Consider the following 15,482-nt stretch of genomic DNA (forward strand, 5'->3'; position numbering starts at 1 on the left):
GGCAACCTTCTCCGACACGGCCAACGCCATTTCGGAGAAGCATCACTTCTGGCTGGACGATGCCTTCGCCAGCGGCGGCTCGGCCGGCTACGACCACAAGAAGATGGGCATCACCGCCAAGGGCGCCTGGGAAGCGGTGAAGCGGCATTTCCGCGAGATGAACCGCGACATCCAGGCTGAGCCCTTCAGCGTCGTCGGCGTCGGCGACATGTCGGGCGACGTGTTCGGCAACGGCATGCTGTTGTCGCCCGCCACCAGGCTGATCGCCGCCTTCGATCATCGCGACATCTTCATCGATCCCGATCCGGACATGGCGGCATCGATGGCCGAGCGCCAGCGCATGTTCGCCCTGCCGCGCTCATCCTGGCAGGACTATGACAAGTCGAAGCTGTCGGAAGGCGGCGTCATCGTCTCGCGCAACCAGAAATCGATCACGCTGCCGCAGGCGGCCGCCGCCGCGATCGGGCTCGCCAAGACCACGGCGACGCCCGTCGAGATCCTGAGCGCCATCCTCAAGGCGCCGGTCGACCTTCTGTGGTTCGGCGGCATCGGCACCTATGTGCGGGCTTCCGGCGAAAGCAATCAGGATGTCGGCGACCGCGCCAACGACGCCATCCGCGTCACCGCGCTCGATGTCCGGGCGAAGGTCATCGGCGAGGGCGCCAATCTCGGCGTCACGCAACGGGCGCGCATCGAGTTCGGCATGAATGGCGGCCGCTGCAACTCGGATGCCATCGACAATTCGGGCGGCGTGAACTGCTCCGACGTGGAGGTCAACATCAAGATCGCGCTGGCTTCCGCCATGCGCAAAGGCTCGCTGACGCGGCCGGCGCGCAACAAGCTGCTCGCCGAGATGACCGACGAGGTGAGCGCGCTGGTGCTCTCCAACAACTACCAGCAGACGCTTGCGCTGTCGCTCGCGCGCAAGCGGGGGCTTGCCGACATCGCGCACCAGGCCCGCTTCATGACAGCGCTGGAGGCGCGCGGCCTGCTCGACCGCGCCGTCGAGACGCTGCCTTCGCCGGCGGCGCTCGCCGCGCGCCTCGCGCTCGGCGAGCCGCTGACCAGGGCCGAGCTCGGCGTGCTGCTCGCCTATGCCAAGATCGTGCTGTTCTCCGACATCGTCGCCAGCGACGTGCCGGACGAGCCGCATTTCGACCGCGACCTGATGGGCTATTTCCCGGAGCGCATGGCCAAGAAATTCGCCGGCGAAATCCGCGACCACAGGCTGCGGCGCGAGATCATCGCCCGCGTCGTGGCAAACGATCTCGTCAATCGCGGTGGGCCATCCTTCGTCAACCGGCTGCAGGAAGCCACCGGGCGGCCGGCGGCCGATGTCGTGCGCACCTTCGCCGTGGTCCGCGACGGCTTTGCGCTGCCGGCGCTCTATCGCGAGATCGACGCGCTCGACAACCAGATCGACGGGCAGACCCAGCTCGATCTCTACCAGTCCGTCAGCCGGCTCATCTTTGTGACCAGCGGCTGGTACCTGAAGAACGAAGCCGGCTCCGCGCCGCTCGGCCAGCGCATCGCCGAGCTGCAGGAGGCCCGCAAGGCGCTCGAGCCGAAGCTCGTCTCGCTGCTGCCGGCTTTCTCGCGCGAGCGGATCGAGGAGCGGCGGCACAGCCTGTTCAAGGGCGGCGCTCCGGAGAAGCTCGCCGGCCAGCTCGCTTTGGCCGAGGTGGCCGAGCTGATCCCCGACGTCGCGCTCACCGCGCGCACCGCCAATGCCGACATCGTCAGCGCGGCCAAGGCCTTCTTCGCCGTCAGCGACGCCTTCCGCATCCCGCGCGTCGAGGAAGCGGCGCGCTCGATCATGCCGCCCGACTATTACGACCAGCTGGCGCTGTCACGCGCGACCGACACGATCGGCGTCGCGCGTCGCGGCATCGCGGTGGCGGCTCTGACGGCGCACGGCGCGGCGGCGGATCCGGTCGCGGCGTGGCTGGAGGCCGGCGGCGAGCGCGTCGCGCGCATCCGCGAGCGGCTGCAGGCGCTGACCGAAGGCGGCGACATCACCGTGTCGCGGCTCTCGGTGGCGTCCGGGCTGATGACCGACCTGACGGGGATGTGAAGTTCCTCGCCCCACGAAATGGGGAGAGGTGCCGAGCGCAGCGAGGCGGAGAGGGGGCTTCGTAGGGCGAGGCCCCTCCCGCAACGGATGAACCCGACTTCAATCGTCGCATTCCCCTCTCCGTCTCGGCTGCGCGAGCCACCTCTCCCCACTTCGTGGGGCGAGGAACTGGCGCTTGTTGCGCCACCGCCGGAAAACATGCAGACATGGCGCCCGGCACGAGCGGCCCGAGGGAATCAGCATGGCGGCAGTAGAGACAGTGCAGCGGGCATCGGGGCGCGGCATCTGGGGCTGGATGTTCTTCGACTGGGCGGCGCAGCCTTTCTTCACCGTCGTCACCACCTTCATCTTCGGACCCTATTTCGTCTCGCGCATGGCGAGCGACCCGACCGCCGGGCAGGCCGCCTGGGGTTACGGCATCGCCGCGGCGGGGCTGGTCATTGCGGTGTTGTCGCCGGTGCTCGGCTCGATCGCCGATCAGACCGGGCCGCGCAAGCCCTGGATCGCTTTCTTCGCAACGATCAAGATCGTCAGCCTCAGCCTGCTGTGGTTCGCGGCACCCGGCTCGAACCTGTTCCTGGTCGTGCTGTTGTTTTCGCTGGCTTCCGTTGCGGCCGAATTCTCGACTGTGTTCAACGATTCCATGATGCCGCGGCTGGTGCCGAAGGAAGAGATCGGCCGCATCTCCAATGTCGCCTGGGGGCTCGGCTATCTCGGCGGCATGGTGGCGCTGATCTTCGTCGTGCTGTTCCTGGCCGGCAATCTGGACACCGGCAAGACGCTCATCGGCCTCGATCCCTTGTTCGGGCTCGACCCGAAGCTCGGCGAGGATGCGCGCTTCACCGGGCCGATGTCGGCCGGCTGGTATTTCCTATTCATCCTGCCGATGTTCTTCTTCACGCCCGACGCCACCAAGGGCATCCCGATCGGGCCGGCGGTGCGCGAGGGGTTGTCCGAATTGAAGTCGACGCTCGCCGAGGTGCGTCAGCGCAGCGGCATCCTGCGCTTCCTGCTGGCGCGCATGATCTATCAGGACGGCGTCAATGCGCTGCTGGCGCTCGGCGGCACCTTCGCGGCCGGCATGTTCCACTGGTCGATCACCGAGATCGGCCTGTTCGGCATCATCCTCAACATCGTTGCCATCTTCGGCTGCTGGATCGCGGCGCGGCTCGATACCGCGTTCGGCTCGAAGCATGTCGTGATGATTGCACTGGTGATGCTGTCGGTCGCCACGATCGGCGTCGTCTCGACCGGCCCGGGCTTCACGCTGCTCGGCCTGATCCCACTTCCGACAACCGATTCCGGCGGACTGTTCGGCACCGCGGCCGAAAAGGCTTATATCCTGTACGGGCTGCTGATCGGGCTCGCCTTCGGGCCGGTGCAGGCGTCGTCGCGATCCTATATGGCGCGCAGCGTCACCGCCGCGGAGTCAGGGCGCTATTTCGGCATCTACGCATTGGCAGGGCGGGCGACCAGCTTCCTGGCGCCCTTCATGATTGCAAGCATCACCACGATGAGCGATTCGCCGCGGCTCGGCATGGCGGCGATCATCCTGTTCCTAGGCATCGGCATGGCGATACTGGTCGGAACGCCCTATCCGGCGGACAAGCCGAAGGGATAGTGCGCCTTCTCCCCTTCTCCCACAAGGGGAGAAGGGGAAGATGGCTCAATGCCTGAAATGCCTTACGCCCGTGAACACCATGGCTATGCCGTGCTCGTCGGCGGCGGCGATGACGTCGTCGTCGCGCATCGAGCCGCCGGGCTGGATCACCGCAGTGGCGCCGGCCTCGATCGCCGACAAGAGCCCGTCGGCGAAGGGGAAGAAGGCGTCGGAGGCGACGACCGAACCCTTGGTCAGCGGTTCGGCGAGGCCGGCGGCTGCCGCCGCGTCGAGCGCCTTGCGGGCGGCGATGCGCGAGGAATCGACGCGGCTCATCTGGCCGGCGCCGATGCCGACCGTCGCCCCGTCCCTGGCATAGACGATGGCGTTGGACTTCACGTGCTTGGCAACGCGGAAGGCGAATTTGAGATCGGCCAGTTCCGCCGGCGTCGGCGCGCGCTTGGTCACCACTTTCAGCTCGAGGTCGTCGACCACGGCGTTGTCGCGGCTTTGAACAAGCAATCCGCCGGCGACCGACTTCACCGTCGTGCCGGCGACGCGCGGGTCGGGCAGGCCGCCGGTGACCAGAAGGCGCAAATTTTTCTTCGCCGCGACGATCGCGGCGGCTTCATCGGCGACGTCGGGCGCGATGATCACCTCGGTGAAGGTCTTCACGATCTCTTCCGCGGCTTCCGCATCGAGGATGCGGTTCATGGCGACGATGCCGCCGAAGGCCGAGACCGGGTCGCAGGCCAGCGCCTTGGCGTAGGCTGCCTTCAGCGACGAGCCTTCGGCGACGCCACAGGGGTTGGCATGCTTGATGATTGCGATCGCCGCCGAGCGGGCCGGATCGAACTCGCCGACCAGCTCGAAGGCGGCGTCGGTGTCGTTGATGTTGTTGTAGGAGAGCTGCTTGCCCTGCAACTGCTTTGCCGTCGCCACGCCCGGCCGCTTGTCGCCCGACAGGTAGAAGCCCGCATTCTGATGCGGGTTCTCGCCATAGCGCATCACCTGGTCGAGCCGGCCGCCGAAAGCGCGCCATGTCGGGTGCTCGATCTGGAGCTCCTCGGCGAACCATCCGGAAATCGCCGCGTCATAAGTGGCGGTGCGGGCAAAGGCCTTGGCCGCCAGCTTCTTGCGGAAGTCGAGCGACAGCGAGCCGAGGTTCATCTCCAATGCGTTGACCACCGAAGCATAATCGGCCGGGTCGGTGACGATGGCGACATAGGCGTGGTTCTTGGCCGAGGCGCGGATCATCGCCGGCCCGCCGATGTCGATGTTCTCGACGATCGAGGCATAGCCGGCGCCGGAGCGGCGCACCTCCTCGAACGGGTAGAGGTTCGAGACGACGAGGTCGATCGGCTCGATGTGATGATCGCGCATGGCCTTGGCATGCTCGGCATCGTCGCGGATGCCGAGCAGCGCGCCATGCACCGAAGGATGCAAGGTCTTCACCCGGCCGTCCATGATCTCGGGAAAGCCGGTGAGCTCGGAAACATCGCGCACCGCAAGGCCGGCCTCGGCGATGGTCTTTGCCGTGCCGCCCGTCGAAACCAGTTCGACGCCGGCGGCGGCGAGCGCCTTGGCAAAGTCGACCAGGCCGGTCTTGTCGAAGACGGAAAGCAGGGCCCGGCGCACCGGAACGAGATCCGGCGCCGGAATGTTTTTTGTGGGCACAGCCATGGCGGGCGGCCTTTCAGAGCTGTTGGAAGGGACGTTGGCCGGCCCTAGCATATGAGCCCCGGAAATCAAGTGAATCCGGGATCAGGCGCGCAGCCGCGTTTGGGGGGCAGGCTCAGTTGTTTTCGGGATAGCCGGCGATATGGGTGCGAGTCAGCTGCCAGTGGACCTCGGCAATCTCCGAGGCCTTGAAGGCGAGCACGATCTGCCGGCTGCGGCGCGGGCCGCTCAGGCCGGCGAAATAGATCGATTCCTCGACCTCCGGCACCACTTCCGCGCAGGTGAAGACCCAGCTGTCGCCCTGCGCGGCGGCAAGGGTCAGCCGGTCGTGATCGTCCTGCAGCAGGCTGATATCGGGGTGGACGTGGAAGCGCACCGTGACGAAGTCGCGGCCGTTGTTGCGGATCGCGGCATTGCCCGGGCGCAGGAAACGGTCGCGGCCGGCAAGCACGTTGCCGTTCGTGCCGAGCTTCAACTCGCGCTCGTGCAGGAAGCCGAATTGCAGGACATAGCCGTCATGGCGCGCGACGAAGCCCTGCATGCCCTTCTGGTCGAGGCGCTTGCAGGGCACATGCTGCGGGCCGCCGATCAGCGGCGAGCCCAAAAGGTCGCTGACGCGCAGCGAGTGGCTGAAGCGCGCCGACGAGGTGTCGTTGATCGTGGCGGTCGAATGCGCGGCGGTGGCGCGCGCCAGAGGCCGGAATTCCGGGGCGCCGTAGGTGTCGATGCCGGCATTGACGATGAAGTGCTGGCGCCCGGAGGAGAGCTCGAAGGCGAGACAGCCGGCATGCGCGGCGTTGGAGACGTCGATCGGCGGCGGCAGGCCGGTGTCGGCGATCACCGTCACGCCGCCCATCGAAAGGCGCTCATAGCCGGAATGCGGCGCGTGCAGCAGCGGCGCGCCCACCGTGTCGTCATGGCGCAGGATGGTGGCGATGCGGTCATGGATGGTGGCGCCCATGCCGTTGAAGCGAGCCAGGCTGCCGTCCTGATGGCGGAAAAAGCGCAGCGCCGGCAACATCCGGTCAATGGCGCCGATCAGGGCCGCCGGCGGCGCCTCGGCCTGGTTGGCATAGGTCTGGCGCAGCGGCAGGAGATCGGCGAGCAGCTCCAGCACCGCCATCGGCTTGCGCGAGATGTGGCCGCCATCGGGCAGGATCTGATGCTCCAGCTCCTCGGCCAGGTTGCGCGTCGCGGAACGCAGCGCCGAAGCCGGCGCCGGCAGCGACAGCGCGGCGAAGGCGAGCGCGATGCGGGCGCGCAGCCTGGCCTCGCCGTCCGGCATCTCACGCGCCACCGAGCGCAGGTAGCGAATCTGCACGGCAAGCGATTTGAGGAAGGCGCGATAGAACGGGAATTCGGCGCCTTGCAGCACCACCGAGGAATGCTGCAGCCAGGCGATCACGCGCTTGGCCGTCGTTCCAGGCTCCCAGGCGATGCCCGAAATCTGGTTCCCGTGCATGGCGATCCAGTCGGTGACGAGCGCCCTGGCGTTGGCGGCGGCGAGCTCGGTGCCGGCGGCGCGCATATGGCGCAGCCAGCGGAAGCCATGCAGCGACTTCTGCCAGCCGCGATTGGGCACGTCCAGCTGAAAGGGCGAGGTGCCGCCGGTCTCGACCAGATGGCCGGACAGCGGGTAGCGGCCGTAATAAATCTCCAGCGCGATCTGCGGATCGGCGAGCCGCAAATCCGGCGGGGCGATCAGGACGCGTTCGGGCGTGCGGCCGGAATAGCGCCAGCGATAGACCGGACCGGCGCGCAAACGCCGGCGCGTCTTGCGCCAGAACTCCTTCGCGACGAGCGTCCAAAGACGCGTCGTGTTGCCGGCAACAAGTGCCAATAGCCCTCCAGATGTCCCCATTACCCAAGCGCAAGCTTATGCGATTCAAGAACTTATGCGAAGGCGGATTTCGCCGAAGTGAACCACTTCACGCCGCTTTGCCGGTACCGATCCCTAAAAAAGTCAGCACGTTTTTGCGGGATAACGACTCAACCAGCCCGTCTCATCCGGACCGCGAAGAAGCCGTCCAGACCGGAAATCCCCGGCGATTCAAGCATTAGGTCGGCGGGCGTCGTGCGCAGCGTGCCCGCAGATGTAAGGAACGGATCGACCTCGGCGAACTCGCCCGGGTGGATCGGGTCGTCGATCACCCCGGGGGTTTCGGCAAGGAAGGCGCGGTAAAGCTCCTCGCCTTCGATCGGGTCGAGCGAGCAGTTGGAAAAGACGATGCGGCCGCCGGGCCTGACGAGACCGACGGCATGGGCAAGGAGGCGACGCTGGAGAGCGGCGAGCTTTTCGACATCCACCATGGTCTTGGTCCAGGGCACATCGGGATGGCGACGCACGGTTCCGGTCGAGGAGCAGGGCGCGTCGAGCAGCACGGCGTCGAACAGTTCCGCCGGCCGGTAATCAATGAGGTCGGTCTGGACCAGATCGGCCGTCAGGCCGAGGCGGTCGAGATTCTGCTTCAGCCGCGCCAGCCGGTTCTTCGAGGTGTCGACCGCGGTGACGTTGGCGCCGGCCAAGATGAGCTGCGCCGTCTTGCCGCCGGGCGCGGCGCAGAGGTCGGCGACGCGCTGGCCACTTATGTCGCCGAACAGGCGCGCCGGCAGGCTTGCGGCCGTGTCCTGCACCCACCAGGCCCCGTCGGCGAAGCCGGGCAGGTCGATGACATTGGCCGACAGCTTTTCGACACGCACCGTGCCGGTCGGCAGAACGATGCCGCCAAGGCGCTCGGCCCAAAGCGCTGGATCGGCCTTGACGGTGAAATCGACCGGCGCCTCGTGGCGATGCGCGGCAAGAATGGCACGCGCCTTGTCGGCTCCGTAGGCGGCGGTCAGCCGCTCGGCAAACCATTGCGGCGCCTCGCTGGTCGCGGCAAGCGCCGGGCCAAGCTCGGCGTCCTTGGCGCGGGCCAGCGAACGCAGCACGCCGTTGACGAGGCCGGAGAAGCGGGTGGTACGCGGATCGGATTTAGCGTGGGTGACGGCAAGGTAGACGGCGGCGCTGTCGGGAACGTCGAGGAACAGGATCTGCGCGGCGGCGACATTGAGGATATGCGAGAGCGCAGTGGCATTGGCGGGCAGGGGCTTTTCCAGCCTTTTGGACAGAAGCCCGGCAATGGTCATGCGGTGGCGCAGCGCGGTCACCAGGATGGCCCGCACCAGCGCGCGGTCGCGGCCGTCCAGCACCTTGTATTGCGGGTGGCCGTGCTCGTTGTCGGTCAGCCCGTCCAACGGCGTGCGGGCATCGATGACGGCGGCAAGCAGACGCGCCGCCGCCTTACGCGCGGCAAGACCGGCTATCTCGTCACCGGCCTTGTGCTGCGCATTGCCTGGCTGTCCGCGCCTCGGCGGCGTCACGACCAGGGACCTTTCGACCGGCGCGGTCCGGTCGGGTTACGGCCCCAGGGATTGGGTTTCGGCTGCGGTGGTTCGGCAGGCGGGGCGGGTTCCGTCCGCTTACCCCATGGACCGGCCGACGCCTCCTCGGGCTGGATGGGCGGCGCGGAAGCCTCGCGCCGATTGGCTGGCGACGCACGACCCATCTCGCTTGCCATCTCCTGCAGCGCGGCGATGCGGTTCTCGGTGCTCGGATGGGTCGAGAACAGATTGTCCATGCGTTCGCCATGCAGGGGGTTGATGATGAAAAGATGCGCCATCGCCGGGTTGCGCTCGGCATCCTCATTGGGGATCTGCTCCGCGCCGCGCGCGATCTTGGCGAGCGCCGAGGCCAGCCACAGCGGATTGCCGCAGATCTCGGCGCCGCGCCGGTCGGCCTCGTATTCGCGGGTGCGGCTCACCGCCATCTGCACGATCATGGCGGCGAAGGGCGCAACGATCATCGCCACAAGCACGCCGACGAAGCCGAAGGAATTGTTGTTGTCGCGGCTGCCTCCAAGGAAGAAGGCGAAATTGCCGAGCATCGAAATCGCGCCGGCAAGCGTCGCCACGATCGTCATGGTCAGCGTGTCGCGATGCTGCACATGGGCAAGCTCATGCGCCATCACCGCCGCAACCTCCTCGTGGGAGAGTCGCTGGAGCAGGCCGGTGGATGCGGCCACCGCGGCATTCTCGGGATTGCGGCCGGTGGCGAAGGCGTTGGGCTGCGGGTTGTCGATCAGATAGGTCTTCGGCATCGGCAGGCCGGCCTGCTTGGCCAGCGCCTGGACGATCGCGTAATATTCGGGCGCATTCTTCTCGTCGACCTCGATGGCGCGGTTCATCGACAGCACCATCTTGTCGGCGTTCCAGTAGCTGAACAAATTGGTGCCGGCGGCGATCAAAAGCGCGATGACCATGCCGCCCGAGCCGCCGATCAGATAGCCGACGCCCATGAACAGCGCCGTCATCGCGGCTAGCAGCATTGCGGTGCGAAGCGTGTTCATCGTGTCGTCCGTCCAAGGCGATGGAGAATTGGGGTCGATCCTTTTGTGGTCATGGCTATATGATGGGAAAGGCCGGGCCCCGTTTCAATCGGCAGGGAATATCGCATGACCGAACTGACCAACAAGACCGAAACCGCGGGCGATGGCGAGCGGCCGCGAAAGATGCTGACGCCGGCCGCGAGCCGCGCGCTGGCGGAGGCCGAGGCCAGGCGCAGGGAATATCGCGAGGCCGAGGCAAAATTGCCGAAGGAAATCGGCGGCCGCGGCGGCAAGGAACCCGGCCGCTATGGCGATTGGGAAGTGAAGGGCCTCGCCACCGACTTCTGACAGGAACCGATTCCCGAGCGGAGTCTGCCGAATAATTGTCACGCGGATTGCATGCGTTGATGATTGGTGGAAGGTCCGTCACTTCATCCTATGGCGAAGCAAGGAGCGAAGCGACGCGCGCAGACCATAGGATCCATTCCGTGACGTCGAGGCGTTTCGGCGGTCCAGAATTCTGCTCCGCTGCATTCCTCGGCCAAGGTCACGGAATGGATCCTCGGGTCTGCGCTCCGCTGCGCGTCGCTCCGCCCGTGGATGACGAAATTCGTAAGCTTCGGCCGATCTCGAAGGTTTGGTTGATTTGGCGAAACGAACGGTGAAAATCTCACCTGCCGACAAGCCTGCAATCCCGTCAAAGTCCCTGTATGGAACTTAGGCCGCCGCCTGGGTAGGCGACAAAACGATGAAACCACTGTCGTCAGTCGCAATGCTGATTTCATCGTAGGAACGGATCGTCGGGTGCGACGTGACCATAGGGTGGACGTGCGTGGCGCTGATCACCATCACCGAGGCGCCGGAAGCCTCGCCCGCAGCGATGCCTGCCGGCGCATCCTCGAAGACCAGGCAGTCGCGCGCCTCGACTCCAAGATGCTGTGCCGCCAGGAGAAAACAATCCGGCGCCGGCTTGCCATGGGTCACGTCCTCGGCCGTGACCATCATGGCGGGAACCGGGATGCCGGCCGCCTTGATGCGCAGCAGCGCCAGCTCGCGCGGCGCCGAGGTGACGATGGCCCAGCGCTCCGGCGGCAGCGATTCCAGGAACGAGACGGCGCCGGGGATAGGGATGATGCCTTCGAGGTCGTCCGCCTCGGCCTTGAGCAGCGCATCGGCTTCCGCAACCACATCGACGCCCGGAAGCATCAATCCGCCGATCGTCTCGATCGCCCGCTTGCCATGGATGGTCGGCAGGAAGGTGGCGACGTCCAGCCCGTGACGCTCCGCCCACTTCGTCCACACCCGTTCGGCCGCGGCGATCGAATTGAGCACCGTGCCGTCCATGTCGAACAGGAAGGCGGCGAACTTTGAGCCTGCGAACATCGGATTGCCTGGAGAATCGTTTTCGGGGAGGGCGAAACGTGGTATCCAGTTTAGACTGGCCAGCACTGGCTGAGAAGGCAAGATGCGCGCATTTCGAATCCGCGCGGGAACAACCTCCGGTCCGTTGCGTTGAAGAGGCTGTCTTCCAAAATCGCCAAGGGGCAAAACCACCAAGGGGGCATGCGATGCTGATCCGGCTCGGCTATGAAATCGCCATCGAATGCGCGGCGGCGACGCCGATCATCTCGCTTCTCGACATCCATCCCGACCGGCATGCCGACATCAAGCGCCAGACGCGGGTCCTGACCTCGCCTTCGGTGCCGACCCGGACCTACCACGACCGCCACGGCAATATCTGCCGTCGCTTCACGGCGCCCGCCGGAAGCTTCCGCATCCTCTATGACGCGGTCATCGAGGACAGCGGCGAGACGGACGAGGTCAACACGCTGGCGCGAGAAACGCCAGTCGCGGAACTGCCCGACGACGTGCTGGTCTATCTGCTCGGCAGCCGCTATTGCGAGACCGATCATCTCAGCAGCACCGCCTGGCAGCGTTTCGGCCATCTGCCGCCTGGCTGGGCGCGGGTCCAGGCGATCATCAACTATGTCAACAGCCGGCTTTCCTTCGGCTACGGCTATGCGCGTGCCACCCGCACGGCGGCCCAGGCGCATGAGGAGCGTGTCGGGGTCTGCCGCGATTTCGCGCATCTGGCGATCACGCTTTGCCGATGCATGAACATTCCGGCGCGCTACGTGAACGGCTATCTCGGCGATATCGGCGTGCCGGCCGATCCGGCGCCGATGGACTTCTCGGCCTGGATGGAAGTCTTCCTCGACGGCAAATGGTACACGTTCGATCCGCGCCACAACCGGCCGCGCATCGGCCGGGTCGTCATCGCGCGCGGCCGCGACGCCACCGACGTGCCGCTGCTGCACAGTTTCGGTCCGCACCGGCTCGCCCTGTTCAAGGTTTGGACCTATGAGCAGGAAGGCAACCGCTTCAATCCTCCGCATCATGGCGTCGACCGGACGGTCAGCGCGCAGATGCTGGCTTGAGGTCGGTCGAGATTCAGGTGAGGCCGGCCTGCGAATGGAGGTTTCCTGCGCTTCCGGTGCTCACGTACTTTAAGTACTCTCCGCTCCGATTTCGGAAACCACCATTCTCGGCTCGGCCTGACCTGGATCTCAACCGACCCAGCGCGGCACCCGTTCATCACGGCTCATGGTTGCCGCTGACCCGCTTCGGCACAGTTCGATTGTGCCGAAGCGAGAACGGCCGCGGCAGCTGTCGAGACCATGGTAAGCACTTCATGAAGGTTGCTTCGCCAGCGTATTTTTGTTTACTCCCCGTTCACCTATAAATCTGCCGAAAGCCAGTAGAAACAATGCGTTAACCGCCTGTTAAGCGTCTTTCGGCGGCAGGCCCTCCGGGTCTGGCCGAAATCCTGCACTGCCTTTGCCGAGCGGCGCAGCGCCGCAGACAGTGGAGGCGGAAGGGATGCGGCAATTCAGAGGTGTCGTTCGTGAGGTGGGCGACTTTGCCCGGAATCGCGAAGGCAATTTCGCGGTTCTGTTTGGAGCTGCCGTGTCTGTCCTCGCGCTGGGAGTGGGATTCGCAGTCAACATCTCGCAACTCTACAATGCGAGGTCGAGCTTGCAGGGCGTCGTCGACGCGGCCGTGACCTCGACGGCCCGCGATCTCACCCTCGGCGTCATCACGGAAGCCGACGCCAGCAAAACGGTGCAGGCATTCCTCGACGCCAACGGCACCGCCGGCATCCTGCAGGCCAACCAGGTGGTGCTGGACAAGCTTACGGTCAACAGGACAGCCAACACCGTGCAGGCGGACGCGCATGTCGATGTCGGCCTTTTCTTTCCGCTGTTCAGCACCGAGAGCATGCGGCGCGTGACCGCTTCGACCACCGCGCTCTACTCGGACAAGACGGTGGAGGTGGCGATGATGCTCGATGTCACCGGTTCGATGGCTCCCGACTGGCGCGCCAAGACCAACAAGATCGGCGACCTGAAGACCGCCGCATCACAGACGGTCAAGGATCTCCTGGACCAAAATCGGGATCCCAACGATCCCCGGATTCGGGTGTCGATCATCCCCTATGCCGAAGCCGTCAACACCGGCAGCCTGGCCGACACGGTCTTCGTCGAGACAGAGATGGGGCCGAAAGTGCCGCCGCCGATCGATGCCGCGGTGTCGGTTTCCGCCACGGTGTCCGACAATTGCGCAACCGAGCGCAAGGACAAGGACGGCCACGCCGATTACTCGTCGGACGGGCCCTACACGCAACGGCGCGACAATCAGGGCAAGATCTATCTGGCCAAGGTCAACCGCGACTACCGTGTGAAGGTATGCCCCACGGCTACCCTGGTTCCGCTTACTGCCGATGAGGACAAGCTGGTGACGGCGATCGATCATTTTCAGGCCGGGGGCGTGACCGCAGGCGGCATTGCCGCGCAATGGGGCTATTACATGCTCTCGCCATCCTGGCGTACGGCTATATCGAGCGCTCGCCTAGGCGCCGGCCCCGCCAACTTCGATCAGAACAGGGTGGCCAAGATCGCCATTCTGATGACGGACGGCCAGTTCAACACAGCCTTTGCCGGCGGACGGGGCGCGTCCAGGTCACAGGATCAAGGTCAGAGGTCGCGCGCCAATGCCGAAAACATCTGCGATAACATGAAGCGCGACGGCATCGAGATATTCACCATCGGCTTCGATCTCAACGATCCGGCGATGACCGCGACCGAACGCGATCAGGCCAAGTCCGTGTTGAAGGACTGCGCGACGGACGACACCTCGTCGCTCAAGCATTATTACGAGGCCGCCAACGGCGCCGAACTGTCCCATGCCTTTGGCGAAATCAGCCACAACATCGAGAAGCTGACCATCAGCCGCTGACGCCAGTGCAAAATGGAAAAGGCCGCCGCTTCTTGACGAAGCCGGCGGCCTTCCGTGTTTCCGTCCATGACGCGGCTCCTGGCGGCAACCCCTTCGGGCTACCTGCCGCGCGTCTCGCGCCTTAACGGGAAGACTGCTTCCCGGAAGTGCAATCCGCAGAGCTCACGTTATGGAAAACGAAATCACTCGACATCGGATCACCTCCTTTCGGTTTGTTGAACACACCCCAATGATGGGGTGCGTTGCAGCAAAAGACAAGAGGGCAGGTCAGAGGAAGCGCATCGGCGCGCCGATCCCGATCCGCGCCGGCCGGTCGACGGTGCAGTACACGCCGAGATTGTGGGCGTTGTGGCGCACCAGGTTGCGCAGGATGCCGGGGTCGGTGTCGAAACCGGGTTCGTCGCTGAAACCGCCTTGGGCGATGATGGTGAAGCCGCAGCGGCGGCAGGGTTCGGAGACGGTGAGCTCGAGATCGCCGACGGCGAGCTTCTTGCCGATCCATTCCGTCTCCGGGAAGGCGCCTTCGACCGGCGCCATGTCGACGACGATGTTGGGCCGGAAGCGGCGCGGATCGGGCGTGCCCTCCGGATGCAGCGCCTTCAGGCGGGCCAGCGAGGCAGTGGTGAGCAGATGGATCGGCGCCTTGGCATAGCGGGCTTCGGTCAGCGGTCCATCATAGCCGGGCGCCGCGTTCTCAGCGCCGAACGGACGGATGGAGGCCGCGAAGCCGAGGAAGGCTGAAATCGCGCGGTCGCTTTCCGGGTCGGGCGCCGGCAGCCAGCCGCCGCCAGGCACCGCCACTTCCAGTCGCCGGTCTCCGGTCAGCCGGGCGCGGATAAGCGGCACCTTGTGCCATTTGGCCTCGCGGTCAGGCCTGGCGATCTCGCCGTCGGAAGCGTCGACCAGTCCGAACAGCCGGTCGCCGTCGACGGTCTTCAGCCCGACGGAGATGGCATCGAGCCGCTCGCCGGCGAGCGAGCTCGCCGGGTAGCGCCAGAGCTGGCTGACGGAGCCGAGGATCGTCTCGCCGGCCATCAGCCTTTCTTGTTCTGGCGGTTGACGACGAGGTCGTCGACCACGGCCGGGTCGGCGAGGGTCGAGGTGTCGCCCAGCGAACCGAAATCGTCCTCGGCGATCTTGCGCAGGATGCGGCGCATGATCTTGCCGGAACGGGTCTTGGGCAGGCCGGGCGCGAACTGGATCTTGTCCGGCGTGGCGATGGCGCCGATCTCCTTGCGGACATGGGCGACGAGTTCCTTGCGCAGGTCCTCGCTGCCCGTCTCGCCGGCCATCAGGGTGACATAGCAGTAGATTCCCTGCCCCTTGATGTCGTGCGGATAGCCGACGACCGCGGCCTCGGAAACCTTGTCGTGGCTGACCAGCGCCGACTCGACCTCGGCCGTGCCCATGCGGTGGCCGGAGACGTTGATGACGTCGTCGACGCGGCCGGTGATCCAGTAATAGC

At 65.7% G+C, this 15,482-nt stretch carries 11 protein-coding genes and 1 pseudogene; 5 read left to right on the forward strand and 7 right to left on the reverse strand.

All coding sequences use genetic code 11. The features are described 5' to 3' along the window. Both EOA23_RS21725 and EOA23_RS21730 read left to right on the forward strand, forming a co-directional pair. On the forward strand, positions 1–2,074 hold a 2,074-nt coding region (locus EOA23_RS21725), incomplete at its 5' end, for an NAD-glutamate dehydrogenase domain-containing protein (protein WP_189341661.1). Between the two features lie 241 nt (positions 2,075–2,315). After that, a complete protein-coding gene (locus EOA23_RS21730) occupies positions 2,316–3,695 on the forward strand; it encodes an MFS transporter (RefSeq protein WP_127305647.1) in 1,380 nt (459 codons plus the stop codon). Positions 3,696–3,740: 45 nt separating this feature from the next. Here the strand turns inward: EOA23_RS21730 and purH are convergent, their stop codons facing one another. From purH to htpX, 4 genes are all read right to left on the reverse strand, one after another. Next, positions 3,741–5,357, reverse strand: coding sequence for a bifunctional phosphoribosylaminoimidazolecarboxamide formyltransferase/IMP cyclohydrolase (purH, locus tag EOA23_RS21735; protein WP_127305648.1), 1,617 nt, complete (start codon positions 5,355–5,357; stop codon positions 3,741–3,743). Between the two features lie 112 nt (positions 5,358–5,469). Beyond that, positions 5,470–7,194 carry a heparinase II/III family protein gene (locus EOA23_RS21740; RefSeq protein WP_127305649.1) on the reverse strand — a complete coding sequence of 575 codons (1,725 nt, stop codon included), beginning with the start codon at positions 7,192–7,194 and terminating at the stop codon, positions 5,470–5,472. Positions 7,195–7,343: 149 nt separating this feature from the next. Beyond that, a complete protein-coding gene (locus EOA23_RS21745; protein WP_127305650.1) occupies positions 7,344–8,723 on the reverse strand; it encodes an RsmB/NOP family class I SAM-dependent RNA methyltransferase in 1,380 nt (459 codons plus the stop codon). Continuing rightward, positions 8,714–9,742: a zinc metalloprotease HtpX gene (gene htpX, locus EOA23_RS21750; protein WP_127305651.1), complete on the reverse strand. Its 1,029-nt coding sequence runs from the start codon at positions 9,740–9,742 to the stop codon at positions 8,714–8,716. Before htpX ends, EOA23_RS21745 begins: the two co-directional genes overlap by 10 nt. Positions 9,743–9,847: 105 nt before the next feature. Between htpX and EOA23_RS21755 the strand changes: the two genes are divergently transcribed. After that, positions 9,848–10,069, forward strand: a complete 222-nt coding sequence (locus tag EOA23_RS21755; RefSeq protein WP_127305652.1) for a DUF1674 domain-containing protein — start codon at positions 9,848–9,850, stop codon at positions 10,067–10,069. Positions 10,070–10,438: 369 nt separating this feature from the next. On the opposite strand, the gene EOA23_RS21760 is transcribed toward EOA23_RS21755, so the two are convergent. Then, positions 10,439–11,104, reverse strand: coding sequence for an HAD-IA family hydrolase (locus EOA23_RS21760; RefSeq protein ID WP_127305653.1), 666 nt, complete (start codon positions 11,102–11,104; stop codon positions 10,439–10,441). Between the two features lie 185 nt (positions 11,105–11,289). On the opposite strand from EOA23_RS21760, the gene EOA23_RS21765 reads away from it, so the two are divergent. Together EOA23_RS21765 and EOA23_RS21770 are read left to right on the forward strand one after the other, a co-directional pair. After that, positions 11,290–12,159, forward strand: coding sequence for a transglutaminase family protein (locus EOA23_RS21765; protein ID WP_127305654.1), 870 nt, complete (start codon positions 11,290–11,292; stop codon positions 12,157–12,159). A gap of 442 nt (positions 12,160–12,601) precedes the next feature. After that, complete coding sequence (locus EOA23_RS21770) at positions 12,602–14,017, forward strand: pilus assembly protein (RefSeq protein WP_127305655.1); 1,416 nt, start codon at positions 12,602–12,604, stop codon at positions 14,015–14,017. A 267-nt stretch (positions 14,018–14,284) separates the two neighbouring features. Here EOA23_RS21770 and EOA23_RS21775 read toward each other — a convergent pair whose 3' ends face one another. Then, the gene (locus EOA23_RS21775; protein WP_127305656.1) at positions 14,285–15,052 is read right to left on the reverse strand and encodes an MOSC domain-containing protein; all 768 of its coding nucleotides are present in this window, start codon (positions 15,050–15,052) and stop codon (positions 14,285–14,287) included. Beyond that, a pseudogene (locus tag EOA23_RS21780) lies at positions 15,052–15,482 on the reverse strand (acetyl-coenzyme A synthetase); the annotation flags it as partial. The pseudogene EOA23_RS21780 and the gene EOA23_RS21775, both read right to left, overlap by 1 nt.

Source organism: Mesorhizobium sp. M2A.F.Ca.ET.042.01.1.1, from assembly GCF_003997405.1.
GTDB lineage: Bacteria > Pseudomonadota > Alphaproteobacteria > Rhizobiales > Rhizobiaceae > Mesorhizobium.